Raw genomic sequence first — 24,718 nt, 5'->3', positions numbered from 1 at the left:
GATTTGACGCAAAAAAATCAGGGGCTTTACTGCTAGTTTGCGGCGCGAAGTCTTATATGAAAACGAGGACAACAATGGACGTCAGCCGCAGACAATTTTTTAAAATCTGCGCGGGCGGTATGGCCGGAACAACAGCCGCAATGCTGGGATTTGCACCCAAAATGGCGCTGGCTCAGGCACGCAACTATAAACTGCTGCGCGCGAAAGAGATCCGTAACACCTGCACATACTGTTCCGTAGGTTGTGGGCTTTTAATGTATAGCCTGGGCGATGGCGCGAAGAACGCCAAAGAAGCGATTTATCATATTGAAGGGGACCCGGATCATCCGGTGAGCCGTGGCGCACTTTGTCCGAAAGGGGCGGGTCTGCTGGATTATGTCCACAGCGAAAACCGTCTGCGCTATCCGGAATACCGTGCGCCAGGATCTGACAAATGGCAGCGTATCTCCTGGGATGAGGCGTTTTCCCGAATCGCAAAACTGATGAAAGCTGACCGCGACGCCAACTTTATCGAAAAGAACGCGCAGGGCGTTACGGTGAACCGCTGGCTGTCGACCGGCATGCTGTGCGCGTCCGCGGCAAGTAATGAAACCGGCATGCTGACGCAAAAATTTGTGCGCTCCCTCGGCATGCTGGCGGTAGATAACCAGGCGCGCGTCTGACACGGACCAACGGTAGCAAGTCTTGCTCCAACATTTGGTCGCGGTGCGATGACCAACCACTGGGTTGATATTAAAAACGCCAACGTCGTGATGGTGATGGGCGGTAATGCCGCTGAAGCCCATCCGGTGGGTTTCCGCTGGGCGATGGAAGCGAAAAACAATAACGATGCGACGCTGATCGTTGTCGATCCGCGCTTTACGCGTACGGCATCGGTGGCGGATATCTATGCGCCTATTCGCTCCGGTACGGACATTACGTTCCTCTCAGGCGTTCTGCTGTACCTGATTGAAAACAATAAAATTAACGCTGAATACGTTAAGCATTACACCAATGCCAGCCTCCTGGTACGGGATGATTTTGCCTTTGAAGAGGGGTTGTTCAGCGGTTATGACGCGGAAAAACGGCAGTACGATAAATCGTCCTGGAACTACCAGTTCGATGAAAACGGCTACGCCAGACGCGATGAGACCCTGAGCCATCCGCGCTGCGTATGGAATTTGCTGAAACAGCATGTTTCCCGCTATACGCCGGACGTCGTGGAGAATATCTGCGGTACGCCAAAAGCAGATTTCCTCAAGGTGTGTGATGTACTGGCCTCTACCAGCGCCGCCGACAGAACCACGACGTTCCTGTATGCGCTCGGCTGGACGCAGCATACCGTCGGTGCGCAAAACATCCGCACCATGGCAATGATCCAGCTGTTGCTTGGAAACATGGGGATGGCCGGCGGCGGCGTGAACGCCCTGCGCGGACACTCCAACATTCAGGGCTTGACCGATCTGGGCCTGCTGTCGACCAGCCTGTCAGGCTATCTGACGCTGCCGTCTGAAAAGCAGACTGATTTGCACAGCTATCTGGCGGCCAACACGCCAAAAGCGACGCGTGCCGATCAGGTGAACTACTGGAGTAACTATCCGAAGTTCTTCGTCAGCCTGATGAAGTCGTTCTATGGCGATGCCGCGCAGAAGGAAAACGACTGGGGCTTCGAGTGGTTGCCGAAATGGGACCAGGCCTACGACGTCATTAAGTATTTCAACATGATGGATAAGGGCAACGTTACGGGCTACATCTGCCAGGGCTTTAACCCGGTGGCGTCTTTCCCGGACAAAAACAAGGTCGTTCGCAGCCTGAGCAAACTGAAATACATGGTGGTTATCGATCCGCTGGTGACCGAGACCTCCAACTTCTGGCAGAACCACGGCGAAATGAACGACGTCGATCCTGCATCGATTCAGACCGAAGTGTTCCGCCTGCCGTCCACCTGTTTTGCAGAAGAAGACGGGTCGATTGCCAACTCCGGCCGCTGGCTGCAGTGGCACTGGAAAGGCCAGGATGCACCGGGTGAAGCGCGTAACGACGGCGAAATCCTGGCCGGGATTTACCATCGTCTGCGTGAAATGTATCGCACCGAAGGGGGGAAAGGCGCTGAACCGCTGCTGAGGATGAGCTGGAATTACAAACAGCCGGACCATCCTGAATCCGAAGAGGTCGCCAAAGAGAATAACGGCATTGCGCTGGCGGATCTGTATGACGCGAACGGCACACTGCTGGCGAAGAAAGGTCAGTTGCTCAACAGCTTCGCGCTGCTGCGGGATGACGGCACGACCGCGTCGTCATGCTGGATCTACACCGGTTGCTGGACGGAGCAGGGTAACCAGATGGCGAACCGCGATAACGCCGACCCGTCAGGGCTGGGCAATACGCTGGGCTGGGCGTGGGCATGGCCACTGAACCGTCGCGTGCTGTACAACCGTGCTTCTGCGGATATCAACGGCAAACCGTGGGATCCGAAACGGATGCTGATCGAATGGAACGGCAGCAAATGGACGGGTAACGATATTCCGGACTTCAGCACCGCCGCACCGGGCACTGAGACCGGGCCGTTTATCATGCAGCCGGAAGGGCTGGGACGCCTGTTTGCCCTTGATAAGCTGGCGGAGGGGCCATTCCCGGAACACTACGAGCCGATGGAAACGCCGCTCGGTACCAACCCGCTGCACCCGAACGTCATATCCAGTCCGGTGGTGCGTATCTATGAAGAGGACGTCCTGCGTTTAGGCAAGAAGGACAGGTTCCCGTATGTCGGGACAACCTACCGCCTGACCGAGCATTTCCATACCTGGACCAAGCATGCACGGCTTAACGCCATTGCCCAGCCGGAACAGTTTGTGGAGATCAGCGAAACGCTGGCGAAAGCGAAGGGTATTGCCAACGGTGACCGCGTGAAGGTGAGCAGCAAGCGTGGCTTTATTCGCGCGGTTGCGGTGGTTACGCGTCGTCTGCAGGTGCTGAACGTGCATGGTCAGCAGGTGGAAACTGTCGGTATTCCGCTGCACTGGGGCTTTGAAGGGGTGGCGCAAAAAGGCTACCTCGCCAATACCCTGACGCCAAACGTCGGCGATTCCAACTCGCAAACGCCGGAGTACAAAGCGTTTCTGGTCAACATCGAGAAAGCGTAAGGAGCGAATACATGGCAATGGAAACACAGGACATTATTAAACGCTCCGCGACCAACTCTATCACCCCCGCGCCTCGTGCGCGGGATGATAAGGCAGAAGTCGCCAAGCTTATCGATGTCACTTCCTGCGTGGGCTGTAAAGCCTGCCAGGTGGCCTGCTCGGAGTGGAACGATATCCGCGATGAAGTGGGACACTGCGTCGGGGTTTACGATAATCCGGCGGACCTGAGTGCCAAATCCTGGACGGTGATGCGTTTTAGCGAAACCGATCAGAACGGCAAGCTGGAGTGGCTGATCCGTAAAGACGGTTGTATGCACTGCGAAGATCCGGGATGCCTGAAGGCCTGTCCGTCAGCCGGGGCCATCGTCCAGTACGCCAACGGGATTGTCGATTTCCAGCAGGATAACTGCATCGGTTGCGGCTACTGCATTGCGGGCTGTCCGTTTAATATTCCGCGCCTCAGTAAAGAGGATAACCGGGTCTACAAATGCACCCTGTGTGTCGATCGCGTGAGCGTCGGGCAGGAGCCTGCCTGCGTGAAAACCTGCCCGACCGGGGCTATCCACTTCGGGACAAAAAGAGAGATGCTGGAGGTAGCCCAGCAGCGCGTGGACAAACTGAAAGCGCGCGGTTACGCCAGTGCGGGCATTTATAACCCGCAGGGTGTGGGGGGAACGCACGTGATGTATGTTCTGCACCATAACGACCAGCCGGAGCTGTACCACAATCTGCCGAAAGATCCTGCGATCGATACCTCGATCAACCTGTGGAAAGGGGCGCTCAAACCGCTCTCTGCGGCGGGCTTTATCGCTACTTTCGCCGGGTTGATTTATCACTACATCGGTATCGGACCCAACAAAGAGGTGGATGACGACGAGGAGGAACCTCATGAGTAAGTCATGGATTGTGCGCACGAAGTTTGTCGACCGTGCCTGTCACTGGACGGTAGTGATCTGCTTCTTCCTGGTGGCGGTCTCGGGATCTCCTTCTTCTTCCCGACGCTGCAGTGGCTGACGGAAACCTTCGGGACGCCACAGATGGGGCGTATTTTGCATCCGTTCTTCGGCGTGCTGATTTTCGTGGTGCTGATGTTTATGTTTGCGCGCTTCGTACATCACAATATTCCGGACAAGCATGACATTCCATGGCTGAAGGGGATTATTGAGGTTCTGAAGGGCAATGAGCATAAGGTTGCGAAGGTCGGCAAATACAACGCCGGGCAGAAGATGATGTTCTGGACCATCATGAGCATGATTTTTGTGCTGCTGGTCACCGGCGTCATTATCTGGCGGCCGTACTTTGCGCACTACTTCCCCATTCAGGTGATTCGCTACGCGCTGCTTATTCACGCGACGTCAGCCATCATTCTGATCCACGCCATCCTGATCCACATGTATATGGCCTTCTGGGTCAAAGGGTCGATTAAAGGCATGATTGAAGGGAAGGTGAGCCGCCGCTGGGCGCAGAAACACCACCCGCGCTGGTACCGTGACGTTGAGCGGCTGGAAGCGAAACAGGACAGTACGAAAGGAATGCCGTAAGTCCCGCGCTCGCGGGTCATTCTCTGACCCGCGAACGCTTCAGTCAAAAACGCTCTTCAACATACCGGAACGGGTATTGGGTCGGCTTCACTTTACCAATCTTACGCTTCGGCAAACTCACCGCTTCGATGTGAATGGCTTTGTACGGGATTTGCGCCAGCAGGTGCGAAATAATGTTCAGGCGCACGCGTTTTTTATCTTCCGAACGGGCGACAAACCACGGCGCCCAGGCGGTGTCGGTGGCAGCAAACATCGCATCTCGCGCCACGGTATATTCATCCCATAGATTGAAAGACTTAATGTCCATTGGCGATAATTTCCAGGTCTTTCGCCCGTCGTTAATACGATCGCGCAGACGACGCTCCTGTTCTTTCGGCGTGACCTCCAGCCAGTATTTGAGCAGGATGATCCCGGCATCCACCATTGCTTTTTCCATCACCGGCGTGCCATCAAGAAACTTCTCGACCTGCTCCGGTGTGCAGAATCCCATCACCCGTTCAACGCCCGCACGGTTGTACCAGCTGCGGTCAAAAATGACAATTTCGCCGGCGGCTGGCAGGTGGGGGACATAACGCTGGAAATAGAGCTGGGTCTTCTCTTTTTCCGTCGGGGCGGGGAGCGCAACAACCCGGAAGACGCGTGGGCTAACGCGTTCAGTGATGGCTTTAATGGTTCCGCCTTTACCGGCACCGTCGCGCCCTTCAAAGACAATACAGACCTTTAAACCCTTTGCGACGACCCACTGCTGGAGCTTAACCAGTTCAACGTGGAGGCGACGAAGCTCTTTTTCATACTCTTTCGTTTTTAACGGCTCATGCTTTATGACATCAACTGCGACACTGGTTTTCTTCTTGCTTCCCATGATTGTCATCCTCAGGTTGTCCGGCGCGGGAAAAAGCGGGGCCGCACTATGAAGTGTAATCCACCTGAATTAATGGATTAACGTGTCAGCCAGCTGATTTGAACTGGCTCACCATACAAGATTGTTCAATAATGCCTGTCGCGCGTTGTTAACCAGTGGTTGTGGTATGAAAAAGACAATTTTTTCGTTGGCACTTGGCACGTTTGGCCTGGGAATGGCTGAATTTGGCATTATGGGCGTATTAACTGAACTGGCCCATGACACCGGAATTTCAATTCCCGCCGCCGGGAATATGATTTCGTTTTACGCCTTTGGTGTGGTGATTGGTGCCCCGATTGTGGCGTTGTTCTCAGGCAAGTTCTCGTTAAAATCCACGCTGTTGTTTCTGGTGGTGTTGTGTGCCGTCGGAAATGCAATTTTTACCTTTTCAACGTCGTATGCCTGGCTGGCTATAGGGCGGCTGATTTCCGGTTTTCCGCACGGCGCCATTTTTGGCGTCGGGGCGATTATTCTCTCGAGAATTGCGCCTCCGGGGAAGGTGACGGTCGCCGTGGCGGGCATGATAGCCGGCATGACGGTTGCCAATCTGGTGGGCGTACCGCTGGGCACCTGGCTGGGTCATGAATTCAGCTGGCGCTATACCTTTTTCCTGATTGCCCTGTTTGATGCTCTGGTGATCATCTCGGTACTGGTCTGGGTGCCGCACATCCATGATCGCTCCGAAATCAAATTGACCGCGCAATTTTCCTTTCTGAAAAAACCGGAGCCGTGGCTGATTTTTGCCGCCACCATGTTTGGCAATGCTGGTGTGTTTGCGTGGTTCAGCTTCGTCAAACCGTTTATGGTCAACGTCTCTGGCTTCTCCGAAGGCGTCATGACGGTCATCATGATGCTGATGGGGCTGGGTATGGTGTTAGGTAATCTCCTGAGCGGGAAATTATCGGGTCGCTTCAGTCCGCTGCGTATTGCCGCCACCACCGACATGGTCATTGTCGCGTCACTGCTGTTGCTATTCGCCTTTGGGGAACATAAAACGGCGTCGCTGGTGATGGGCTTTATCTGCTGTGCCGGGCTGTTTGCACTCTCTGCGCCGCTGCAAATTCTTCTCCTGCAAAATGCGAAGGGCGGTGAGATGCTGGGTGCCGCAGGCGGGCAGATGGCATTTAACCTCGGCAGTGCGATAGGGGCGTATTTTGGCGGGATGATGATCACGCTTGGCTTTAGCTGGAGCTATGTCACGCTGCCAGCGGCTGTGCTCTCTTTCTCAGCCATGAGTTCACTGCTGATCTACGCGCACCTTCGGGCCAGAAAGGCAGACGCCGGTTCGCTCGCTTCCGCACGTTGAACCGCGCCGGTAAGGCGCGGTAGAAGGGCATTAGACAAATTTCGCCAACGGATCGGCAGCGGCAAACGCCACGGCTTTGTCCGCTGCTGGCGGGTAGATAAGTTCATTGGTGATGGCGATTTTGATTTTCTTTGCGTCATCACGCACCGATTTGACGGCCTGGTCCCACCCTTCAGTGTAAACGGCACCCCAGGCACCCAGGTCCAGACAGGTCACGTAGTTAACCTGGCGGTAAGGATAAGGCGTGCGATTCAACAGGCTGGCTGCCGCGTTGTGGCCGGCAAATTTACCCAACTGGATCGCGTGCTGGCAGGTCATTAGCGCCGTGTTCCCCATCTCGTCCGTTCTGGCGTAGGCCATATCTCCCGTCGCGTACACGTCCGGATGAGCCGGAACCTGCAGCGTTTCTGTCACTTTCAGACGCCCCTGGTTATCGCGTTCGCCGTTAATCTGTTGTCCAAGCGGGTTTGCTTCAACGCCTGCCGTCCAGACTACGGTTGCAGCGGGGATACGTTCGCCGTTTTTCAGCGTTACGCCGTTCGCATCGATGGCCTCAATTTCACTGTTCAGACGCCACTCAATCCCCAGTTCCTGGCTCGCGTCTTCAATGGTGTTACGCAATGCTTCACTGTATCGTCCGCCAATGACATGACCCCTTTCAACTACGATAACTCTTGTCGCTGTATCATCACCGAAGCGAGCGCGCAGTCGGGCAGGAAGCTCGGTTGCCAGTTCAATGCCGGTAAAACCGCCGCCACAGACAACCACGGTATTGCGCGCAGTGGTGGAAGGGCGCGAGACCAGGGAGTCAAGATGCTGCTCAAAGGTCTGTGCGGATTCAAGCTGATCGATATCAAAGGCGTACTCAGCCAGCCCGGCAATCGGTGGACGCTTGCTCTGACTGCCGGTGGCCAGCACTAACCGCTCGTAACTCACTGCGGCAGTTACGCCATTCGCATCACGATAGGAAACACTTTTCCCTTTTATATCAATGAATTCTGCTTTACCGGCGATAAAATCAATACCCAGTTCAGCGAACAGTCCGGTCAGCGGCGAGACCAGCGACGTCACGTTCTCTTCATAGAAGCGCGGGCGAACACGCAACTCGGGGGCGGGTGCCAGCACGGCGATCTTCAGGCTGTTATTGCCCTCCAGCGCATTCAAACGCGCGGCGCTGACGGCAGCCCACATGCCGGAAAAACCACTGCCCACAATTAAAATCTGCTTCTTCATCTTCGATCCTTTTGATCATCATGCTGTATACCTGACATAACTGCAACTATACTTGTCGCAGTTAACTGCGACAACTTCTTTCTGAGTTAAATTTTAATGCTGCGTAAAATCAGCGTGTTAATGAAAAAGGGGAGGGTAGTTGTGATTGTGGGCAATAACGCCGTTATAATGACCCAGATAAATAACTTCGGAGTTAACCATGGCGTTTTACAGTTCCGGTGTGGAATACGGCATTCACAGCCTGATGTGCATGGTGGATGCAAAAGGCAATGAGCGTGAGATGAGCGTCCGGGAAATGGCCGCCCTGCAGGGGGTGCCGTATGATTACCTGGGAAAAATCTTCACCCGTTTGTCACGTGCCGGGCTGGTGAGCAGCACGGAAGGTAAGGGCGGCGGGTTTAAACTGGCGCGCCCGGCGGAGTTGATCACCGTACTGGATGTGGCGCACGCCATTGACGGTGAGAAGAACATGTTTGAGTGTCGCGAGGTGCGTCAGCGGCTGGCGGTGTTTAATGAAACGCCTCCTGCCTGGGTGTGCAATGGCCCGTGCGGCGTACGTTCGGTCATGGACAGCGCACAGCAACGGATGGAAGAGGAGTTAGCGCGACATACCATTCTCGATCTGGCGCGCAAGATGTACCGCAAAGCGCCGGATACCTTTCAGATTGAGGTTCAGGAGTGGATTTCTGACCGGCGATCGTCGTAGTGAAATGCCGGGTAAGGCAAAACCGCCCCCCGGCAACCGGCGATTAAGAGCGTAAATCAATCACCATACGACCGCGGATTTGACCCTGCTCCATCTCTTTAAAGATGGCATTGATATCTTCCAGCGGACGCATTGTCACTTTTGGCACCACTTTGCCCTCTGCTGCAAACTGGAATGCCTCCATCAGGTCCTGACGGGTTCCCACCAGCGAACCGACGACCTGAATGCCGTCCAGAACCAGGCGTGGAATATCCAGGCTCATCGCTTCCGGCGGCAGGCCCACGGCGACCACGCGGCCACCGGCACGCACGGCATCCACCGCTGAGTTGAAGGCTGCTTTTGCCACGGCAGTTACCACCGCGGCATGTGCGCCTCCGGTTTTCTCCTGAACAATTTTCGCTGCATCTTCGCTGCGAGAGTTAATGGTTAAATCTGCCCCCATGTTCGCGGCCAGTTTCAGCTGTTCATCGTTCACATCAATGGCGATGACCTTGGCGTTGAATACGTTTTTAGCGTACTGCAGCGCAAGGTTACCCAGACCACCAAGACCGTAAATCGCAATCCACTGGCCCGGCTTAATGTGGGACACTTTTACCGCTTTGTAGGTGGTGACCCCCGCGCAGGTGATGCTGCTCGCCGCTGCGGAATCCAGACCGTCCGGCACTTTTACCGCATAATCGGCGGTCACGATGCACTCTTCAGCCATCCCACCGTCAACGGAATAACCCGCGTTTTTCACATCCCGGCACAGGGTTTCGTTGCCGGTATTACAGTATTCGCAGTGTCCACAGCCTTCAAAAAACCATGCCACGCTCGCACGGTCGCCAATTTTCAGCGAGTTGACGCCTGGGCCAATCTCTTTAACGATCCCTATTCCTTCGTGACCCAGGATCACCCCGGTCTTATCGCCGAAATCACCGTTCTTCACGTGAAGATCGGTATGACATACGCCGCAGCATTCCATCTTCAGCAGGGCTTCTCCATGCTTAAGCGGACGTAATGATTTTTCGGTGACATTGACCTGATGATCCTCAGTGACAACAGCAGCCTTCATATGTTTCTCCTTGTTCATGATGAGATTCTGCATAGCAGGTGTACTACTTCTTAAGGATTAATACTTAGGCGCGTTAATGCAAGGTGGCAGCAACATAATGTCATCATTTGATTCGATTTCGGATTAAGAATACAGCGATCCTCTAATAATCAGGGGGGCGTTCAGGGGTAGAGCGGCCCGGCGAGACGCTCGCCGGGCGCGGACTTACAGTTTTGCTTCTATCGCCTCAATCTCCTGGCGCCATTGCGCCTGCAACTGCGGCTTCTGGTGCTTCGGTTTGCGGGCCAGGTCTTCCTCCAGCAATGTATCCAGCGCGATCAGCCGTTCAAGCAGGTCGTCAAACTGCGAAGGGCGATCGTGCTGTTGTTTCGGTGAACACGGCGATGTTATCAGGCCTGCACTTTCACGCAGCCGTTCAAAGACCGCTTCGGCGTCATGCCATTCACTCAACCTGCCGTCCTCAATCAGCCAGAAACGGTTGCAGCTTTGGCTGATTAATTGACGGTCATGGCTGACCAGCAGCACGCCACCTTCAAATTGCTGCAGGGTTTCCGTCAGCGCCTCTTTGCCTTCCATGTCCAGATGGTTGGTCGGTTCATCCAGCATCAGCAGGCTATAGCGCGCTAACGTCAGGCCAACAAACAGCAGGCGAGAGCGTTCTCCACCGCTGAGCGTACTGACTTTCTGACCGTGACGTGGCCACGCAAAGCCGGCACCGATCAGGGCCATCTTGCGATTCTGCGGATCGGGTGCAAACGGCTCCAGTGCATCAAACAGCGATGCATCATCCGGGAGCTGGTTCAGCGTCTGGTCATAATAGCCAGGCGATACGCGTGGATGGAGTTTCAGCCCATCGTCAGCCTGCTCGCCGCGAAAATGCCGCCAGATCAGCTTCATCAGGGATGATTTACCACAGCCGTTACGTCCAACGATGGCCACGCGATCGCCGCTTTTGAGACGCGCGATGTCAATGTTAAACAGCGCAGGCAGCCCGGGCGCCGGCGGCACCGCGAGGTTTTCCAGCTCCAGCAGACGATCGGCCCGTAGCGCGTCGCCGCGCAGGGTTAATGTCCACTGACTTCCCGCCGTGATCTCCGTCTGGCTCTCTTTCAGCCGTTCAACCTGCTTTTCCATCTGTTTCGCTTTGCGGGCCAGGTCTTCGTTGTCGTAGACTTTGCCCCAGGTCGCCAGTCTTTTTGCGCTGGCCGCGACGCGGTCGATCTCCTTTTGTTCTGCCTTGTGGCGCTGCGCATCACTTTCGTCTTTCGCATCCAGCGCTTTGCGTGCGGCGGTGCAGGGAAGGGCAAAGTAATGCAGCATCTTATCGCGCAGGATCCAGCTGCCGTTGGTCACGGCATCCAGCAGCTGCCTGTCATGTGAAACCAGCACAAAGCTGCCTGACCAGGCCTGTAAAAACTGCTCCAGCCAGAGCATGGTGGGTAAATCGAGGTGGTTACTCGGTTCATCCAGCAGCAGCAGGTCCGGCGCATTAATCAAAGCCCGCGCCAGCAGCAGACGCGTATGTTGCCCGCCGCTCAATGTTGCCGAGGTTAATGTCCAGTCCTGCGGCGTAAAGCCCATACTCGCCAGCAGCGTTTCCGCTTTCCAGCGCAGGCTCTCGCGTTCAGCTGCAGGCAGTTGTGCCAGCACGGCATCCAGCATGCTCAGGGGGTAAATCCCGTCCGGCAGATGTTGTTCTACGCGCGCCATGATGCAGTGCCCGGCCAGCGCGACCGTTCCGGCGGTAGGCGTGTCCGTACCGTCCAGCACCTTCAGCAGCGTACTTTTACCGCAGCCGTTGTCGCCCAGCAGACCGATGCGATCGCCTTTTTTCAGCGTAAAGGAGAGAGAGTCGAAGAGCGTACCAAACGCCGTATCAACACGTAGAGATTGTGCAGTGAGTAAAGTGCTCATTGTTGCTTACCCAAGAGTTACAGGCATGTTTATGCCTCGTCAAACATCGCTGACGATAACTCAGTAAGCCCGAGAGAAGGGATTTCAGGGGTTGGTGTCTTCGCTCAAGCAGAAGTTATCGCAGCACGATACCGATAACGCTTGAGCTGGTGCGATCACCAAATGTATGTGAAACATTGAAAATTTCACAGTACAGCATAATTGGCCTCCTTATATATTCAGTAGGTTAATGGATGAAGGCAGTGTAGCGGGGATTTTACGGCCCGGCAAGCGCGGGCAGAATGGCAGGCCGGGAGGCATGATTGCCTGACCCGGCCTGTTCTTTAGATAGACGTTCTGCGATAGCTGCGGTATTCCGGCATCCAGAAGTTGTCGTCAATGGCCTGCTGCAGCGCATCGGCGGAGGTTTTCACCGCCACGCCTTGCTGCTGTGCCATTTTTCCTACTGCGAAAGCGATCGCGCGGGACACTTTATGAATGTCTTTCAGCTCTGGCAACACCAGGCCTTCACCGTTATTCACCAGCGGTGAGTGTTTCGCCAGGGTTTCGCTGGCGGACATCAGCATTTCATCGGTAATGCGTGACGCACCGGACGCGATAACCCCCAGACCAATCCCCGGGAAGATGTAGGAGTTGTTGCACTGCGCGATCGGATAGGTTTTATCCTTCCACACCACCGGGTCGAACGGACTGCCGGTTGCCACCAGTGCGTTACCTTCGGTCCAGGCGATGATGTCCTGCGGCGTTGCTTCTACACGGGAAGTCGGGTTAGAGAGCGGCATCACGATAGGGCGTTCACAGTGTTTGTGCATTTCGCGAATAATCTCTTCGGTGAAGAGACCGGTTTGCCCGGAAACGCCGATAAGAATGTCCGGCTTCACGTTGCGCACCACGTCCAGCAGGGAGAGCACCTCGTTGTCGGTATCCCAGTTTTTCAGGTTCTCACGTTTCTGAACCAGTCGGGTCTGGAACGGCAGGAGGTTAGGCATACCGTCGGTCAGCAGGCCGAAACGGTCAACCATATAGACACGGGAACGGGCCAGTTCTTCACTCAAGCCCTCGCGCTGCGTCTGAGCAATAATCTGCTCGGCAATACCGCAGCCCGCAGAGCCTGCGCCCAGGAAGACGATTTTCTGGTAGCTCAACTGGCTGCCTGCCGCACGGCTGGCGGCGATCAGCGTCCCAACGGTCACGGCGGCGGTGCCCTGAATGTCGTCGTTGAATGAGCAGATGTCATCGCGGTAGCGATTCAGCAGCGGCATGGCGTTCTTCTGCGCAAAGTCTTCAAACTGCAGCAGCACGTTCGGCCAGCGTGCCTTAACGGCCTGGATAAAATCATCAACAAACTGATAATACTCATCGTCGGTAATGCGCGGATGACGCCAGCCCATGTACAGCGGATCGTTGAGCAGCTGCTGATTGTTGGTACCCACATCCAGCACTACCGGCAGGGTGTACGCCGGGCTGATACCTCCACAGGCGGTGTACAGGGAGAGCTTACCGATTGGGATCCCCATTCCGCCAATGCCCTGATCCCCGAGGCCGAGAATACGTTCCCCGTCGGTCACAACAATGACCTTGATGTTGTGGTTCGGCACGTTCTGCAGAATATCGTCCATATTGTGGCGGTTCTGATAAGAGATGAATACGCCGCGGGAACGACGGTAGATCTCAGAGAAACGTTCACAGGCCGCACCCACCGTTGGGGTGTAGATCACCGGCATCATCTCTTCGAGGTGGTTCTGAACCAGGCGATAGAAGAGGGTTTCATTGGTGTCCTGAATGTTACGCAGGTAGATGTGCTTGTCGATTTCAGTCTTGAAACCCTGATACTGGATCCACGCACGTTCAGCCTGTTCTTCAATGGTTTCCACCACTTCGGGCAGCAGACCAAGCAGGTTAAAGCTGCTGCGCTCTTCCATGCTGAAGGCGCTGCCTTTGTTGAGCAGGGGGAATTCCAGTAAAACCGGACCGGCATAAGGGATATATAAGGAACGATGTTTTTTCAGTTTGTTGTCCATGTCACTCACTCTTTTTTTGAAGATCCGTCCCTGACACTGCTGTTTGTCATCTTTCTGGCCTGTGCGGTGGGGTGCGGTCAGGCGGTATTATAAAGGAGCTAAATGTTAATTACCGCAACACATAAACAAAAACACCATCGGTTTTGCCGATGGTGTTCAGGATCTCTTACTGGAACTTACTTGCCAGCGTGGCGTTTTCTGCCGGTGGCATGGGTGACTTGCGTTTCACTGTCGCCCTCAATCACCACTTTACGTTGGTTAGAAAGCTTGTAGTTCAGTCCCAGAATATGGCGTGCCTGACGGTTCGATTTCATCTTTACTCCTCAATCCTGTTGATAGTTTTAAGGACAAGTTTGCTTACGCAAACGAAATGTAACCCCTTAGGTTGCAGATCCAGCTTAGCAGGTTTTTACAAAGAGGCATTCTGTCCACTGACCACGTAGTTAATGGTCTGTTGGTAGATGTCACTGAGGATGTCATTGTCTGTGGATTCCACCCATTTGGTCAGTTCCATCAAAATGTCATCTTCAGTCACAGCACCGTGTTCGGCGTGAAGACCCTGTGCTATCGCGTTAACGAGTTCAGGTTGTGCTGCTGCAGTATTTGCCGGGTAATAAGTAAACATGCTGCCTCCGTGTCGTTGTCTGTGTAATGGTACGGCTCGCAAATAATGTAATTCACAAACAGAATGGCAAATATTTTCCTTGCTGTGTCTAAGATTCATCTTAGAAATAAAAATGACATAAGTGCATGCTTTTAGACACTTTTAGAAATGGAGGAATAATAACAGGGGACGAGGGGGGATATTTTGATGCTGCTCCTGCTATCCGAGAAAATAGCAGGAGCAGAGATTAATTTACCATTTCATTTCGCCGGTATTCACTTTCGCACTTAATTCCAGCGAGCTCTCTTCGGCCAGGCCCGGATACGCTTTTTTCATGGCGCTAATGACGCCAGCAGAATCTTTGTGATTAGCCAGCGTCTGCTCGAACCGCTGCAGATATTCACGGGTAAAATCGATAGCGCCGGTACCTGACGGTGGCGTTCCCAGATAGTGACCCGGGATCACGCGCTCCGGTTTGTGCGCCGCCATGTTTTCCAGCGTGTCCTGCCACTGCTGGCGACGCGCCCGGGTCTGGGTATCGGCCGTCCACAGATGGATGCCCCATGAAACGCCCGTGCCGCCAAGAATCGTCTTCGCTGATGGGATCCAGACATAGGCCGCGTAGCTGTCTGGCTGTTCAATATCGATTTTCTCACCATCAACCATAAACGTGGTGGAGGTCAGCACCTGAGGAACGATCAGCGTTGTTGGCGCGCCGTCTTTCATCTGTGGGCCCCAGAAGGCCAGCTTGGCATCTTTGGTGGCCTTGATATGGTCAACCACCTGCTGAGTCGCCACGACTTTCGCATTCGGGAATGCTTTAACCAGCGGCTGCAGACCAAAGTAGAAGTCCGGATCGCCGGAGGTGATCACAATCTTGTTCAGGGTTTTACCGCTGCGGCGAATTTTCTCCACCAGTGCTTCACCGTCTTTCACGCTGAACTGCGCGTCAAACAGGACGGCCTCTTTCGGGCCGGACACCAGCGTCGACGAGACCGCAAAGATGCCTTTCTCCTGCGGGTTCCAGGTATCAATGGTCAACGGTGCGGCGAAGACCGCCGGCGTGAAGAGGGTGCATAGCAGTGCAAGGCGAGTGAGCTTCATCATCATGTCTCTTTTTATCAGGAAAGACCCTATTGTACCGAACTCTCCATTTGCCAGAATTCCTGAAACAAGACATGCTTAGTTTCATAAATCGAGCAAATGGAGCGTTATATGGATCGCGTTATTGCCGCACAGGTCTATAACCGGATTTGCGAGCTGGGAAGTTTGAGTGCCGCAGCCCGTGCGCTGGGCATTTCCCGGCCCATGGTAAGCCGTTATCTTGAGCAGATGGAGAAGTGGGCGGGGACCCGGCTGGTGAACCGCTCAACGCGTAAGCTGACGCTGACCGCAGCAGGGGAAAAGGTACTGCAGAAAACGCGTACCCTTTCGCAACTGTCGCAGGAGATTGAAGGCCAGTCGGAGAAAGATTTACCTTCCGGCACCTTACGGGTAGCCTGCGCGCACTTTACCGCCATGCACATGATTGCGCCGGTACTGCCCGGGCTGCTGGCGCGTTATCCGCAGCTCAGAATTGAACTGGATGTGAATAACCATCCCGTGAGTCTGGTGGGCGAGCGTATTGACGTAGCCGTGCGTATTACCGATAACCCGGAGCCGGGGATGATTGCCCGCAGGCTGGGTGAGTGCCGTTCGGTGCTTTGCGCCTCGCCGGACTATCTTGCGCAGCACGGCACGCCCGTGACGCCTGAGGATTTGGCGCAGCACAATTGTCTGCATTACAGCTTCTTTGCGGGTCAGTCGTGGCATTTTGTGACGCTGGAAGGCGAAAGCGTGAGCGTCGCGGTGAGCGGCAATCTTAGCGCCAGCATCTCGTCGTTGTTGATGGACGCGGCGGTTAAACATTGCGGTATTGCAATGCTGCCCGAGCACGAAGCGCAAGGGGCGCTCGAGCAAGGGCTGCTGGTCCCGGTGCTAACAGACTTAGTCCCTAAGCCGCTCGCCATTCACGGGATTTACCAGTCGCGGGAATATCAGCCTGCGGCCCTGCGCGTCTTTCTTGATGAAATTGCAGGGCATCTGAACTGATGCCCGCGCAGTGAGCCTGTGGCTTATTTCGTCGTCAGCCAGGGCGACGTCGTGCTCCAGAAAATAATATCTGCGCCGAGATACGCTTCTGCGAACTGAACAAATTCATCTTTGGTGAAGGGCTTGCCGGTAGCCGGGTTTCGGTAGGTGAGCGTGGGCTCCTGAACGGCCATGGCGACCAGCGGCAGTTTGTTTTTATACTGGTTAAAGAACGGATAGGCGTTTTTCATTTGCGCCTTGCGGTTGGGAACAATATCCGGTCCGCCAAGCCCGATATTATGGGCACTGGCGTATTCAAACAGCCGCCCCATGTAATTATGGTCATTGTTCCATTCACACGGCCAGAAGTTCACATATTGTACGACATGGGATTGCGTGAAAACCTTTCGCGCAAAGGCGAGGTTTTCCATTTCTCCGGCAAAATAGTTGTCGCACGAAAATCCTGTCGGCGGCTTTTTCTCATCAAGGTCAATGGCGGTTTCCGGTAAGTTCACACCGTAAACCTGGCCATCAAAACGCTTCGCCAGGGCTGCCAGTAAGGCCTGATAACGTTCACGCACGGCAGGATCCCACTGCCGGGCTACCCAGCCTGAACCTGTTGGTTTCCCTTCACCAGGGTTGTCAAACTGCGGAGAAATACCGCCGCTGTACTTTGTGTCTGCCATCAGATAATCAGGGACATACCGGGCATCTTTTTCGAAGAAGCGATCCTGAATTTGAATAAACAGCTTTTTATTGCTGGCCTTCAGGCGCGCCAGGTCTCGCTCTATGGATGAGAAGTCATATCTGTTTTTCTCAGGCTCCAGTGCACGCCAGTTATAAACGATCTGCGCGCCACCGATATCACGACGGGCGATAAGCGCGGCGGCGGCATCAAGGTCGCCCGAGCTGGTATAGATAAAATTCTCCGGCGTGCTGGCAAAGAGGGGGAACGTCACGGCGAGCGTGGTCAGCGCCACGACAATCCTGGTGTTTAGCATCATAGGCCTTTCCCTTTTGATGGTTCGAAGTAATGTATCGCATCAACGCCAACCAGAATACTCTGTGTTCCAGGACGCGTCAGATCTCTGGTCTATACTTAACCCTTTGTAAGCCAAAAGGAGAGCAAGAATGACAATTCATAAGCACGGTTCAGCACACTGGTCTGGCGATATTAAACGCGGAAAAGGAACTGTTTCTACCGAGAGCGGCGTTCTCAATCAACAGCCTTACGGCTTCAACACCCGTTTTGAAGGCGAAAAAGGGACCAACCCGGAAGAACTGATTGGTGCCGCACACGCAGCCTGTTTTTCGATGGCACTGTCGCTGATGCTGGGTGAAGCAGGCTACACCGCCGATTCCATTGATACCACCGCCGACGTGTCACTGGATAAAAAAGAGGTCGGTTTCGCCATTACGAAGGTCGCACTGCAGAGCAAGGTTACTGTCCCTGGCATTGACCCTCAGCAGTTCGATGGCGTTATTCAGAAAGCGAAAGCCGGCTGCCCGGTTTCACAGCTGCTGAACGCGGAAATCACGCTGGATTACACGCTCAATTAAACCAAAGCTCATTAAAAGCCCTCATGCGCGCAGCTGTGCGCATGAGGATAGGTGTATTTGTGGGTAGCAAAAGGAATCTTAACGCGTGCCGGTTGCGTTAAGGCTGATAATGGGCATGATGGCCACATTACCTGCGTAAAAGAGATCTGAATTCGTAAACGAATAAACACGCCCGGTAAGGTTTACATTGACGTGAGAGCCGTAGCCAGAGATTTTGGCGTCGCCAGTGTCAGCTACCATAAAGGGTGAGCGTTTCTTCAGGTGCTCCAACAGATTATCCTGCAGTTTTGTGTCCAGGTAATAGCGATAAACATCTGAAACCGTCGCACCCCCGCCTTTGTACTTTGTAACGTACAAATAGACCTCGGGTGTAATTTGTTGTTGTGAGTAAAGGTCATCATCCGGTGGCTGGTTTGCAAAATACTGAAACCCTACAAAAACCAGCAGCGCGCCAGTTAGCGCTCTGTGCAGCCACTTAATAACCGTGCTGTTTGGCATAATCTATTCCCTGTTTAATCCAAAACTGGTCATGAGGGTCATCCCCATAAGGTAACTCACCGTACCATGTTCCCCATTGCGGCTTCGACGTTCCCGCCCGGCTTTGTGCAAAACCCGCGCCCATATACAAGGTTGCTTCTGATATCCCTGCTGCAAACCCGGCGGCCCCATAATTAAAATTATCAAAATTAGCCAGGTCACGGCGTTGCTGTTTGTAATCCCACGGGCCACGATTTTTGACCTGTTGATAGAACCAGTAATAGGTTTGCGGTAGCGCCATATTCCGCCCTGCGCCATGCGTGCTAGCTTCACGCATATTGCTATCAATTAACCTTGTGCCTCCACTCGGCATTTGTGGCAATACAGCCATAACGTCATCCTTAACGTTTGATTTTTGGTTAGATATCAAATCATTATCCGCAACAGGTCAATAAAAACGCTGAATTAAAGGATAGAAATAAATGCATTAGCACCGGATTTTCATGGATTATAAAGTTTATCCGTATTTTGCTCCGGCTATCCCTTCAGCGCGGCAGGAAACACCTCTGCCAGCCAGGCGATAAACACTCTCAGTCGATGTGTCAGATGCCGGTTCTGCGGATAAACCACATGAAACGGATAAGCGTCAGGTCGCCAGTTGCTAAGAATTTCAGTTAACGTCCCCGCCTGTAAATGCCTTTTTGCCGAATACTGAAACGTCTGAATAATGCCTAAACCTGCCACCGCCGCCGCCAGATGAGCGTTGCTTTCATTGACCCCAAGGAAGTGCGGAATACTTATCTCCAGCCTTTCTCCCTTTTCCCTGAAGCGAAACGGGAACGCCCGACCGGTGACGGGAGAAAGGTAGCTAATCAGCTTATGCCCATTGCACAGCTCCCGCGGATAGGCCGGTACGCCATGATGTTTTAAATAATCGGACGTCGCGCAGGTGACCATTTCAGCGTCGCCCAGATGACGGGCAATAAGGGAGGAGTCGTCCAGAGGGCCGCCGCGGATCACGCAGTCAACGTTACCGCTGATCAAATCCACGGGCCGGTCGGCCACGCCAAGGTCGATGCGTATTTCCGGGTAACGCTGCATAAAATCCGGCAGCAGGGGGATCAGCACGTCGCGCGCGGTAGAACCGCCCACATCCACGCGCAGATGGCCTTTCGGCGTCGCGCGAGAAACGCGAAACGACGTATCGATATCTTCAATATCAATCAGCACCCTGAGCGCTTTTTCATAGTACCCGGCACCCTCCGGTGTGGTGACTACCCGTCGTGTTGTGCGGTGTAAAAGCCGGATCTCCAGGTGCGCTTCGAGCGATTTCACCAGCTTGCTCAGGGTGGCGATAGGCATATTCAGAGAATCAGCCGCACGCGTAAAACTTCCGGTTTCCACCACCCGCGTAAATGCGCGCATTGCCATGAGCTGGTCCATTCGTACTCCGGATTATTTCCACCTGTGAATAGTGATTTTCATTTTTGCCCGTTTTTCATTAATCCTGCAACCGATAGAGTTTATTCAACGCAAGCGAAAACCTCTTCAACCGTTTTTGCGGGCATCCTGAAAACATGATTAAAGGTGAATAGTATGAATACGTCTCTCGCAGGTAAAATTGCCCTGGTTACGGGCGGTAGCACAGGTATCGGTCTCGCCACCGCACAGGAACTGGCGGCCCAGGGCGCGAAGGTTTATATCACCGGACGTCGTCAGGCGGAGCTGGACGCTGCCGTTGCACAAATTGCCACCGCGGCGGTCGGCATCCGTGCGGACGTCTCTCAACTTTCCGACCTCGATAAAGTCTATGCGCAGATTGCAAAAGACGAAGGGCGTCTGGATATTCTGTTTGCCAATGCGGGGGGTGGCGACATGCTGCCGTTAGGCGCTATCACTGAAGAGCAGTTTGATCGCATCTTTGCAACCAACGTTCGCGGTGTACTGTTCACCGTGCAAAAAGCGTTACCGCTGTTATCAGCCGGATCGTCGATCATTCTGACCGGATCCACGGTATCCATTAAAGGAACCGCAAACTTTAGCGTATACAGCGCCAGTAAAGCCGCCGTGCGCAACTTTGCCCGTTCGTGGGCGCTGGATTTGCAGGGGCGCGGTATTCGCGTCAACGTGGTGAGCCCGGGGCCCATCAAAACCCCAGGGCTGGGTGACCTGGTGCCAGAAGAACATCGTCAGGGGCTGTATGACGCGCTGGCCGCCCAGGTGCCGCTGGGACGCTTAGGCGCGCCGGGGGAAGTGGGGAAAGCGGTGGCGTTTCTGGCCTCAGATGCAGCAAGCTTTATCAACGCCACCGAACTGTTTGTCGACGGTGGAATGGCGCAAATTTAAACGTGAAACAGCGCCACCCTGCGTGGCTATTAGCTCAGATTGCGCCAGCAACGCACGCTACAGCCCTCAACTGAAGGCTGTAGCGACTGCGAATGCTCGCATCCTTGCGCTGCCTGCGGACAGCGGTCCCGGAAATAACAGCCGGTGGGAAGGTGACGATTGCCAGGAAGCTCTGTTTTACGCAGCGCCAGGTTTTCATCCAGCGGTTCACCGGTTCTGGGGACGGAATCAAGCAGCAGCCGGGTATAGGGATGGCGCGGCCTGACAAGCACCTGATCGGTGGTTCCCAGTTCCACGATCTGGCCCAGATACATCACCGCCACACGATCGCTCATGTGTCTGACCACCGAGACGTTATGTGAGATCAACACATAGGTGAGGTTCCGTTCCTGCTGCAGTTTTACCAGCAGGTTGAGGATTTGCGCCTGCACGGAAATATCCAGCGCGCTGGTGGGTTCGTCGAGCACGATGATGTCTGGATTGGACGACAGCGCCCGGGCGATAGCAATGCGCTGGCGCTGCCCGCCTGAAAAGGCATGCGGTAACCGGTCAAGATATTCCGCACGAATACCCACCTGCATCGCCAGCGTCTCTGCAAGCTGGCGCCGTTCGCGTTCACTGCTGCGTTTTTGCACCCACACCGGCTCGGTGATGATGCGCCACACCGGTAAACGCGGGTCGAGGGACGAGAGCGGGTCCTGAAAAACCATCTGCATGCCGCCCGCGTGATGCGTCCGCTGATAGTCGCCGGTGCTGGGCCTGAGCATGCCCATCAATAGCTGTGCCAGCGTGCTTTTCCCGCAGCCGGATTCCCCTACAATGCCCAGCGTTTCGCCGCGACGGATCTGCAGGTCCAGCCCATTGAGGGCATGCACCTGTTCCGTGACGCGGCCCAGCCAGTTTTTGCGCGCGGGAAAGTTGACATGCACGCTATCCAGTTCAAGCAAAATGTCAGACATGGTGTTTCTCCCGTTGCGGGTACCAGCAGGCAGCCATCTGGCCCTCTGCACCATTGGGAAGCAAGCGCGGTGCCTCACCGCATTTCGTCCCGGCGGCAAAGCAGCGCTCGCGGAACGCGCAGCCTTGTGGAAGCTGGCTGAGATTAGGCACCGTGCCGGGAATGGCCGGAAGCAGCTCGCGCGGCGCACCGTTTTCAGGTGCACATTGCAACAGGCCGATGGAGTAGGGATGAACGGGATGGTGGATCAGCGTTTGCGTGGCACCGCTCTCAATTACGCTTCCCGCGTACATCACATACATCCGGTCACAGAGCTGGGAAACCACGGCCATATCGTGGCTGATAAACAGTACCGAGGTTCCGCTGGCCCGCGCCTTGTGCTTCAGCAGACGCAGGACCTGCAGCTGCACGGTCACATCCAGCGCCGTGGTCGGCTCGTCGGCGATGATAAGTTCAGGCTCGCAGGAGAAGGCAAGGGCGATCATCACCCGCTGACGCATGCCGCCGGAGAGTTCAAACGGATAACGCGCCATCACCGCTTTCGCGTCCGGGATTTGCATCTCCTCCAGCAGGGCAATCGCTTTTTGCTGCGCCGCGCGACGGTCGAGCGGCTGATGCTGGCGGATCACCTCCACCATTTGCTTACCAATCCGTCGCGTTGGGTTCAGGGCGGTCATGGGCTCCTGAAAAATCATCGCCACTTTTGCCCCGCGCCACTGGCGAAGCTGTTTTTCCGATGCGGTCAGAACATCTTCTCCCAGCAATGTCACCTGACCGTGATGAATTCGGTAGCTGCCTTCCGGCAACAGGCGCATGGCGAGCATGGCGGTAACTGACTTCCCCGACCCCGACTCGCCCACTACGCCGACAATTTCGCCCCGTTTAATCTCCAGCGAGACGTGGTTCAGCGCATGAACCTCACCGCGGTATATCGGGAAACTCAGATGTAAATCCTTGATGGTTAAAACAGAGTCGGTCATGACTGTTTCCCTCCTGATTTCGGATCCAGCAGGTCGCGGATGCCGTCACCAAAAAGATTAAAGCCCACGGCGGTAATCAAAATGGCCGCACCAGGAAAAGCGCAATACCACCACTGGTCGAGAACATAGTTGCGCCCTACGGCAACCATCGCGCCCCATTCGGCGGTGGGTTGCTGTGCGCCCAGACCGATAAAGCCCAGCGTGGCGGCCATCAGAATGGCGCTGCCAATATCCAGCGAAGCCTGCACAATCAGCGGCGGCAGGGCGTTGCGCAGAATATGCCAGCTGATTAAATGCCAGCGTGATGCGCCGAAGGTGCGGGCCGCCTGAACATAGGTAAACTGGCGCACGACAAGGGTTTGCCCGCGTGCCAGACGCACGTAAAACGGGATACGTACAATCGCGATGGCGAGCATTGCGTTAAACAGGCTCGGCCCCAGCGCCGCCGCCAGTGCCATGGTCAGCACCAGCGATGGAATGGAGAGCATAACGTCCATAATGCGCATAATAATGGCGTCGCCGCGCCCGCCCAGTACGCCAGACAAACAGCCCAGCAGCGAGCCAATACCACCCGCAATCACCACGACGGCCAGCCCCGCGCTGATCGACTGCTGGCTGCCGGCGAGCACCCGGCTGAACAGATCGCGGCCGACCTCATCGGTGCCAAACCAGTGTTCGGCAGACGGAGCCTGCAGACGCGCGGTCAAATCCAGCGCATTGGGGTCATGCGGTACAATCCACGGTGATGTCACCATCAGCAGGAGCATCAGGATCATGATCGCGGCGCCAATCAGCGTGAGGGGACTTTTACGCAGCATCCAGAACAGTTTTGCCCAGTTGATGCCTGCTTTCGCTGTTTTAACCGGGACGGGCGTTTCCTGAGTCAACATCATTCGGCACCTCCGCGCCCGATTCGCGGGTCAACCCACAGATAGAGCAGATCGACCACCAGATTAACCAGCACATAGGCCAGTGAGACTACTACCGCGAAGCCCATGACGGCAGGGAAATCGAGCGCCTGAATAGAGGTGACGACCCAGGCGCCCATTCCCGGCCAGGCAAAGACGGTTTCGGTGAGGACTGCGCCATACAGCAGATCGCCCAGCGCCAGTCCAAGCACGGTAATCGACGGGATCATCGCATTGGGCAGGGCATAGCGCAGCACGATGTACCAGCCGGGCAATCCGCTGGCGCGTGCGGTTCGTATGTAATCTTCACTGAGCTGCTCCAGCATGGCCGAGCGAACCTGACGCGCCACAATGCCGAGATGAACAAATGCCAGCGTCATCGAAGGTAAAATCAGATGCTGCAGGGCATTGAAAAAGACCTCCCCGTTGCCTTCCAGCAGCGCATCCACCAGATAAAAGCCGGTGACGTGCGTCGGTGGATCGAGCCAGTCGTCAAGCCTTCCGCCGCCCGGCAGAAGTTGCAGATGCCCGTAGAAGAGGACAATCACTCCCAACCCAAGCCAGAATGCGGGCGTTGAAATGCCCGTCATCGCCATTAAGCGCACCAGATGATCCAGCCAGCGGTCACGGTAGACCGCCGATAAAATCCCCAGCGGCACGCCGATAACCAGCGCCAGCAGCAGGGAACAAAAAGCCAGCTCCAGGGTGGCCGGGAAAAAGGCCTTCAAATCTTCCGCAACCGGTCGCCCGGTGCGGATAGAGGTGCCTAAATCGCCATGGGCCAGCGCATCCACATAGCGACCAAACTGGATATACAACGGTTGATCCAGCCCCAGCTGCTGGCGGATACCTTGCACAATGTCGTCGCTGGCGCGGTCTCCGGCCAACAGGCGGGCCGGATCGCCGGGGATCAGGTGTGAAATAATAAAGGTGATGATACAGACACCGGCCACCACCAGGATTAACCCCCAGCAGCGCTGGCGCACAATGCTCCAGAACGTCATACACTTTCCCCCG

General features: G+C 55.1%; 23 protein-coding genes and 1 pseudogene. 8 read left to right on the top strand and 16 right to left on the bottom strand.

Features of this window, described 5'->3' with window-relative positions; genetic code table 11:
• The first annotated feature begins 74 nt into the window (after positions 1-74).
• The 3 genes and pseudogenes from fdnG to fdnI all read left to right on the top strand — a co-directional run bounded on the left by fdnG (position 75) and on the right by fdnI (position 4,663).
• Positions 75-3,122, top strand: a complete 3,048-nt coding sequence (fdnG, locus tag BH714_RS07740; protein WP_088202968.1) for a formate dehydrogenase-N subunit alpha — start codon at positions 75-77, stop codon at positions 3,120-3,122.
• Positions 3,123-3,133: 11 nt separating this feature from the next.
• Complete coding sequence (fdxH, locus tag BH714_RS07735; protein WP_014170219.1) at positions 3,134-4,018, top strand: formate dehydrogenase subunit beta; 885 nt, start codon at positions 3,134-3,136, stop codon at positions 4,016-4,018.
• Positions 4,011-4,663, top strand: a pseudogene (fdnI, locus tag BH714_RS07730) (formate dehydrogenase-N subunit gamma). The gene fdxH and the pseudogene fdnI overlap by 8 nt, the downstream one beginning before the upstream one ends.
• Before the next feature lie 43 nt (positions 4,664-4,706).
• Here the strand turns inward: fdnI and ppk2 are convergent.
• The gene (gene ppk2, locus BH714_RS07725) at positions 4,707-5,525 is read right to left on the bottom strand and encodes a polyphosphate kinase 2 (protein WP_025204134.1); all 819 of its coding nucleotides are present in this window, start codon (positions 5,523-5,525) and stop codon (positions 4,707-4,709) included.
• 166 nt (positions 5,526-5,691) lie between these two features.
• On the opposite strand from ppk2, the gene araJ reads away from it, so the two are divergent.
• Entirely contained in the window at positions 5,692-6,870 is a 1,179-nt protein-coding gene (araJ, locus tag BH714_RS07720) for an MFS transporter AraJ (protein WP_040017569.1), read from the top strand.
• A 30-nt stretch (positions 6,871-6,900) separates the two neighbouring features.
• Here araJ and BH714_RS07715 read toward each other — a convergent pair whose 3' ends face one another.
• Positions 6,901-8,103, bottom strand: a complete 1,203-nt coding sequence (locus tag BH714_RS07715; RefSeq protein WP_040017566.1) for an NAD(P)/FAD-dependent oxidoreductase — start codon at positions 8,101-8,103, stop codon at positions 6,901-6,903.
• Between the two features lie 199 nt (positions 8,104-8,302).
• Between BH714_RS07715 and BH714_RS07710 the strand changes: the two genes are divergently transcribed.
• Positions 8,303-8,809 (top strand): RrF2 family transcriptional regulator, encoded by a 507-nt coding sequence (locus BH714_RS07710; protein WP_014170178.1) that lies wholly within the window; start codon positions 8,303-8,305, stop codon positions 8,807-8,809.
• A gap of 43 nt (positions 8,810-8,852) precedes the next feature.
• Here BH714_RS07710 and adhP read toward each other — a convergent pair whose 3' ends face one another.
• The 6 genes from adhP to BH714_RS07680 all read right to left on the bottom strand — a co-directional run bounded on the left by adhP (position 8,853) and on the right by BH714_RS07680 (position 15,506).
• On the bottom strand, positions 8,853-9,863 hold the full coding sequence (adhP, locus tag BH714_RS07705; RefSeq protein WP_040017565.1) for an alcohol dehydrogenase AdhP: 1,011 nt from the start codon (positions 9,861-9,863) through the stop codon (positions 8,853-8,855).
• A 204-nt stretch (positions 9,864-10,067) separates the two neighbouring features.
• The gene (locus BH714_RS07700) at positions 10,068-11,777 is read right to left on the bottom strand and encodes an ABC-F family ATP-binding cassette domain-containing protein (protein ID WP_040017563.1); all 1,710 of its coding nucleotides are present in this window, start codon (positions 11,775-11,777) and stop codon (positions 10,068-10,070) included.
• A gap of 323 nt (positions 11,778-12,100) precedes the next feature.
• Positions 12,101-13,798 carry an NAD-dependent malic enzyme gene (locus BH714_RS07695; RefSeq protein ID WP_020884079.1) on the bottom strand — a complete coding sequence of 566 codons (1,698 nt, stop codon included), beginning with the start codon at positions 13,796-13,798 and terminating at the stop codon, positions 12,101-12,103.
• 176 nt (positions 13,799-13,974) lie between these two features.
• Positions 13,975-14,112: a stationary-phase-induced ribosome-associated protein gene (gene sra, locus BH714_RS07690; protein WP_013096533.1), complete on the bottom strand. Its 138-nt coding sequence runs from the start codon at positions 14,110-14,112 to the stop codon at positions 13,975-13,977.
• A 95-nt stretch (positions 14,113-14,207) separates the two neighbouring features.
• The gene (bdm, locus tag BH714_RS07685) at positions 14,208-14,423 is read right to left on the bottom strand and encodes a biofilm-dependent modulation protein (protein ID WP_020884080.1); all 216 of its coding nucleotides are present in this window, start codon (positions 14,421-14,423) and stop codon (positions 14,208-14,210) included.
• Between the two features lie 231 nt (positions 14,424-14,654).
• Positions 14,655-15,506 carry a Vmh family MBL fold metallo-hydrolase gene (locus BH714_RS07680; protein WP_025204138.1) on the bottom strand — a complete coding sequence of 284 codons (852 nt, stop codon included), beginning with the start codon at positions 15,504-15,506 and terminating at the stop codon, positions 14,655-14,657.
• Between the two features lie 111 nt (positions 15,507-15,617).
• On the opposite strand from BH714_RS07680, the gene BH714_RS07675 reads away from it, so the two are divergent.
• Positions 15,618-16,493: a LysR family transcriptional regulator gene (locus tag BH714_RS07675; RefSeq protein ID WP_020884082.1), complete on the top strand. Its 876-nt coding sequence runs from the start codon at positions 15,618-15,620 to the stop codon at positions 16,491-16,493.
• A gap of 23 nt (positions 16,494-16,516) precedes the next feature.
• Here BH714_RS07675 and BH714_RS07670 read toward each other — a convergent pair whose 3' ends face one another.
• Positions 16,517-17,476: a hypothetical protein gene (locus BH714_RS07670; RefSeq protein ID WP_032678222.1), complete on the bottom strand. Its 960-nt coding sequence runs from the start codon at positions 17,474-17,476 to the stop codon at positions 16,517-16,519.
• Between the two features lie 127 nt (positions 17,477-17,603).
• Between BH714_RS07670 and BH714_RS07665 the strand changes: the two genes are divergently transcribed.
• A complete protein-coding gene (locus BH714_RS07665; protein WP_040017560.1) occupies positions 17,604-18,032 on the top strand; it encodes an OsmC family protein in 429 nt (142 codons plus the stop codon).
• Positions 18,033-18,110: 78 nt separating this feature from the next.
• Here BH714_RS07665 and BH714_RS07660 read toward each other — a convergent pair whose 3' ends face one another.
• The 3 genes from BH714_RS07660 to BH714_RS07650 all read right to left on the bottom strand — a co-directional run bounded on the left by BH714_RS07660 (position 18,111) and on the right by BH714_RS07650 (position 19,952).
• Positions 18,111-18,530 (bottom strand): hypothetical protein, encoded by a 420-nt coding sequence (locus BH714_RS07660; protein ID WP_040017559.1) that lies wholly within the window; start codon positions 18,528-18,530, stop codon positions 18,111-18,113.
• Positions 18,508-18,900: a polymorphic toxin type 44 domain-containing protein gene (locus tag BH714_RS07655; protein WP_040017558.1), complete on the bottom strand. Its 393-nt coding sequence runs from the start codon at positions 18,898-18,900 to the stop codon at positions 18,508-18,510. The genes BH714_RS07660 and BH714_RS07655 overlap by 23 nt, the downstream gene beginning before the upstream one ends.
• A gap of 146 nt (positions 18,901-19,046) precedes the next feature.
• The gene (locus tag BH714_RS07650) at positions 19,047-19,952 is read right to left on the bottom strand and encodes a LysR family transcriptional regulator (protein WP_040017557.1); all 906 of its coding nucleotides are present in this window, start codon (positions 19,950-19,952) and stop codon (positions 19,047-19,049) included.
• A 153-nt stretch (positions 19,953-20,105) separates the two neighbouring features.
• On the opposite strand from BH714_RS07650, the gene BH714_RS07645 reads away from it, so the two are divergent.
• Positions 20,106-20,855 carry an SDR family NAD(P)-dependent oxidoreductase gene (locus BH714_RS07645; protein WP_020884087.1) on the top strand — a complete coding sequence of 250 codons (750 nt, stop codon included), beginning with the start codon at positions 20,106-20,108 and terminating at the stop codon, positions 20,853-20,855.
• A 29-nt stretch (positions 20,856-20,884) separates the two neighbouring features.
• Here the strand turns inward: BH714_RS07645 and BH714_RS07640 are convergent, their stop codons facing one another.
• The 4 genes from BH714_RS07640 to BH714_RS07625 are packed head-to-tail and all read right to left on the bottom strand — an operon-like array spanning position 20,885 to position 24,705.
• Complete coding sequence (locus tag BH714_RS07640) at positions 20,885-21,814, bottom strand: oligopeptide/dipeptide ABC transporter ATP-binding protein (RefSeq protein WP_040017554.1); 930 nt, start codon at positions 21,812-21,814, stop codon at positions 20,885-20,887.
• Complete coding sequence (locus BH714_RS07635) at positions 21,807-22,793, bottom strand: ABC transporter ATP-binding protein (protein ID WP_040017552.1); 987 nt, start codon at positions 22,791-22,793, stop codon at positions 21,807-21,809. Before BH714_RS07635 ends, BH714_RS07640 begins: the two co-directional genes overlap by 8 nt.
• Entirely contained in the window at positions 22,790-23,686 is an 897-nt protein-coding gene (gene ddpC, locus BH714_RS07630) for a D,D-dipeptide ABC transporter permease (protein WP_020884090.1), read from the bottom strand. Before ddpC ends, BH714_RS07635 begins: the two co-directional genes overlap by 4 nt.
• Positions 23,683-24,705, bottom strand: coding sequence for an ABC transporter permease (locus tag BH714_RS07625; protein WP_040017551.1), 1,023 nt, complete (start codon positions 24,703-24,705; stop codon positions 23,683-23,685). The genes ddpC and BH714_RS07625 overlap by 4 nt, the downstream gene beginning before the upstream one ends.
• Positions 24,706-24,718: the final 13 nt, after the last annotated feature.

This window comes from Enterobacter ludwigii, from assembly GCF_001750725.1.
In the GTDB taxonomy this organism is placed as follows: domain Bacteria; phylum Pseudomonadota; class Gammaproteobacteria; order Enterobacterales; family Enterobacteriaceae; genus Enterobacter; species Enterobacter ludwigii.
This window is presented reverse-complemented; position numbering and strand designations above follow the sequence as displayed.

Coding starts and splice junctions, on each gene's coding strand:
- BH714_RS07645 (WP_020884087.1), top strand. CDS start 20,106: ATGAATACGTCTCTCGCAGGTAAAATTGCCCTGGTTACGGGCGGTAGC.
- ppk2 (WP_025204134.1), bottom strand. CDS start 5,525: ATGGGAAGCAAGAAGAAAACCAGTGTCGCAGTTGATGTCATAAAGCAT.
- araJ (WP_040017569.1), top strand. CDS start 5,692: ATGAAAAAGACAATTTTTTCGTTGGCACTTGGCACGTTTGGCCTGGGA.
- BH714_RS07650 (WP_040017557.1), bottom strand. CDS start 19,952: ATGGACCAGCTCATGGCAATGCGCGCATTTACGCGGGTGGTGGAAACC.
- BH714_RS07640 (WP_040017554.1), bottom strand. CDS start 21,814: ATGTCTGACATTTTGCTTGAACTGGATAGCGTGCATGTCAACTTTCCC.
- adhP (WP_040017565.1), bottom strand. CDS start 9,863: ATGAAGGCTGCTGTTGTCACTGAGGATCATCAGGTCAATGTCACCGAA.
- sra (WP_013096533.1), bottom strand. CDS start 14,112: ATGAAATCGAACCGTCAGGCACGCCATATTCTGGGACTGAACTACAAG.
- fdxH (WP_014170219.1), top strand. CDS start 3,134: ATGGCAATGGAAACACAGGACATTATTAAACGCTCCGCGACCAACTCT.
- BH714_RS07660 (WP_040017559.1), bottom strand. CDS start 18,530: ATGCCAAACAGCACGGTTATTAAGTGGCTGCACAGAGCGCTAACTGGC.
- BH714_RS07625 (WP_040017551.1), bottom strand. CDS start 24,705: ATGACGTTCTGGAGCATTGTGCGCCAGCGCTGCTGGGGGTTAATCCTG.
- BH714_RS07710 (WP_014170178.1), top strand. CDS start 8,303: ATGGCGTTTTACAGTTCCGGTGTGGAATACGGCATTCACAGCCTGATG.
- BH714_RS07675 (WP_020884082.1), top strand. CDS start 15,618: ATGGATCGCGTTATTGCCGCACAGGTCTATAACCGGATTTGCGAGCTG.
- BH714_RS07680 (WP_025204138.1), bottom strand. CDS start 15,506: ATGAAGCTCACTCGCCTTGCACTGCTATGCACCCTCTTCACGCCGGCG.
- BH714_RS07635 (WP_040017552.1), bottom strand. CDS start 22,793: ATGACCGACTCTGTTTTAACCATCAAGGATTTACATCTGAGTTTCCCG.
- BH714_RS07655 (WP_040017558.1), bottom strand. CDS start 18,900: ATGGCTGTATTGCCACAAATGCCGAGTGGAGGCACAAGGTTAATTGAT.
- BH714_RS07695 (WP_020884079.1), bottom strand. CDS start 13,798: ATGGACAACAAACTGAAAAAACATCGTTCCTTATATATCCCTTATGCC.
- BH714_RS07665 (WP_040017560.1), top strand. CDS start 17,604: ATGACAATTCATAAGCACGGTTCAGCACACTGGTCTGGCGATATTAAA.
- ddpC (WP_020884090.1), bottom strand. CDS start 23,686: ATGATGTTGACTCAGGAAACGCCCGTCCCGGTTAAAACAGCGAAAGCA.
- BH714_RS07715 (WP_040017566.1), bottom strand. CDS start 8,103: ATGAAGAAGCAGATTTTAATTGTGGGCAGTGGTTTTTCCGGCATGTGG.
- bdm (WP_020884080.1), bottom strand. CDS start 14,423: ATGTTTACTTATTACCCGGCAAATACTGCAGCAGCACAACCTGAACTC.
- BH714_RS07700 (WP_040017563.1), bottom strand. CDS start 11,777: ATGAGCACTTTACTCACTGCACAATCTCTACGTGTTGATACGGCGTTT.
- BH714_RS07670 (WP_032678222.1), bottom strand. CDS start 17,476: ATGATGCTAAACACCAGGATTGTCGTGGCGCTGACCACGCTCGCCGTG.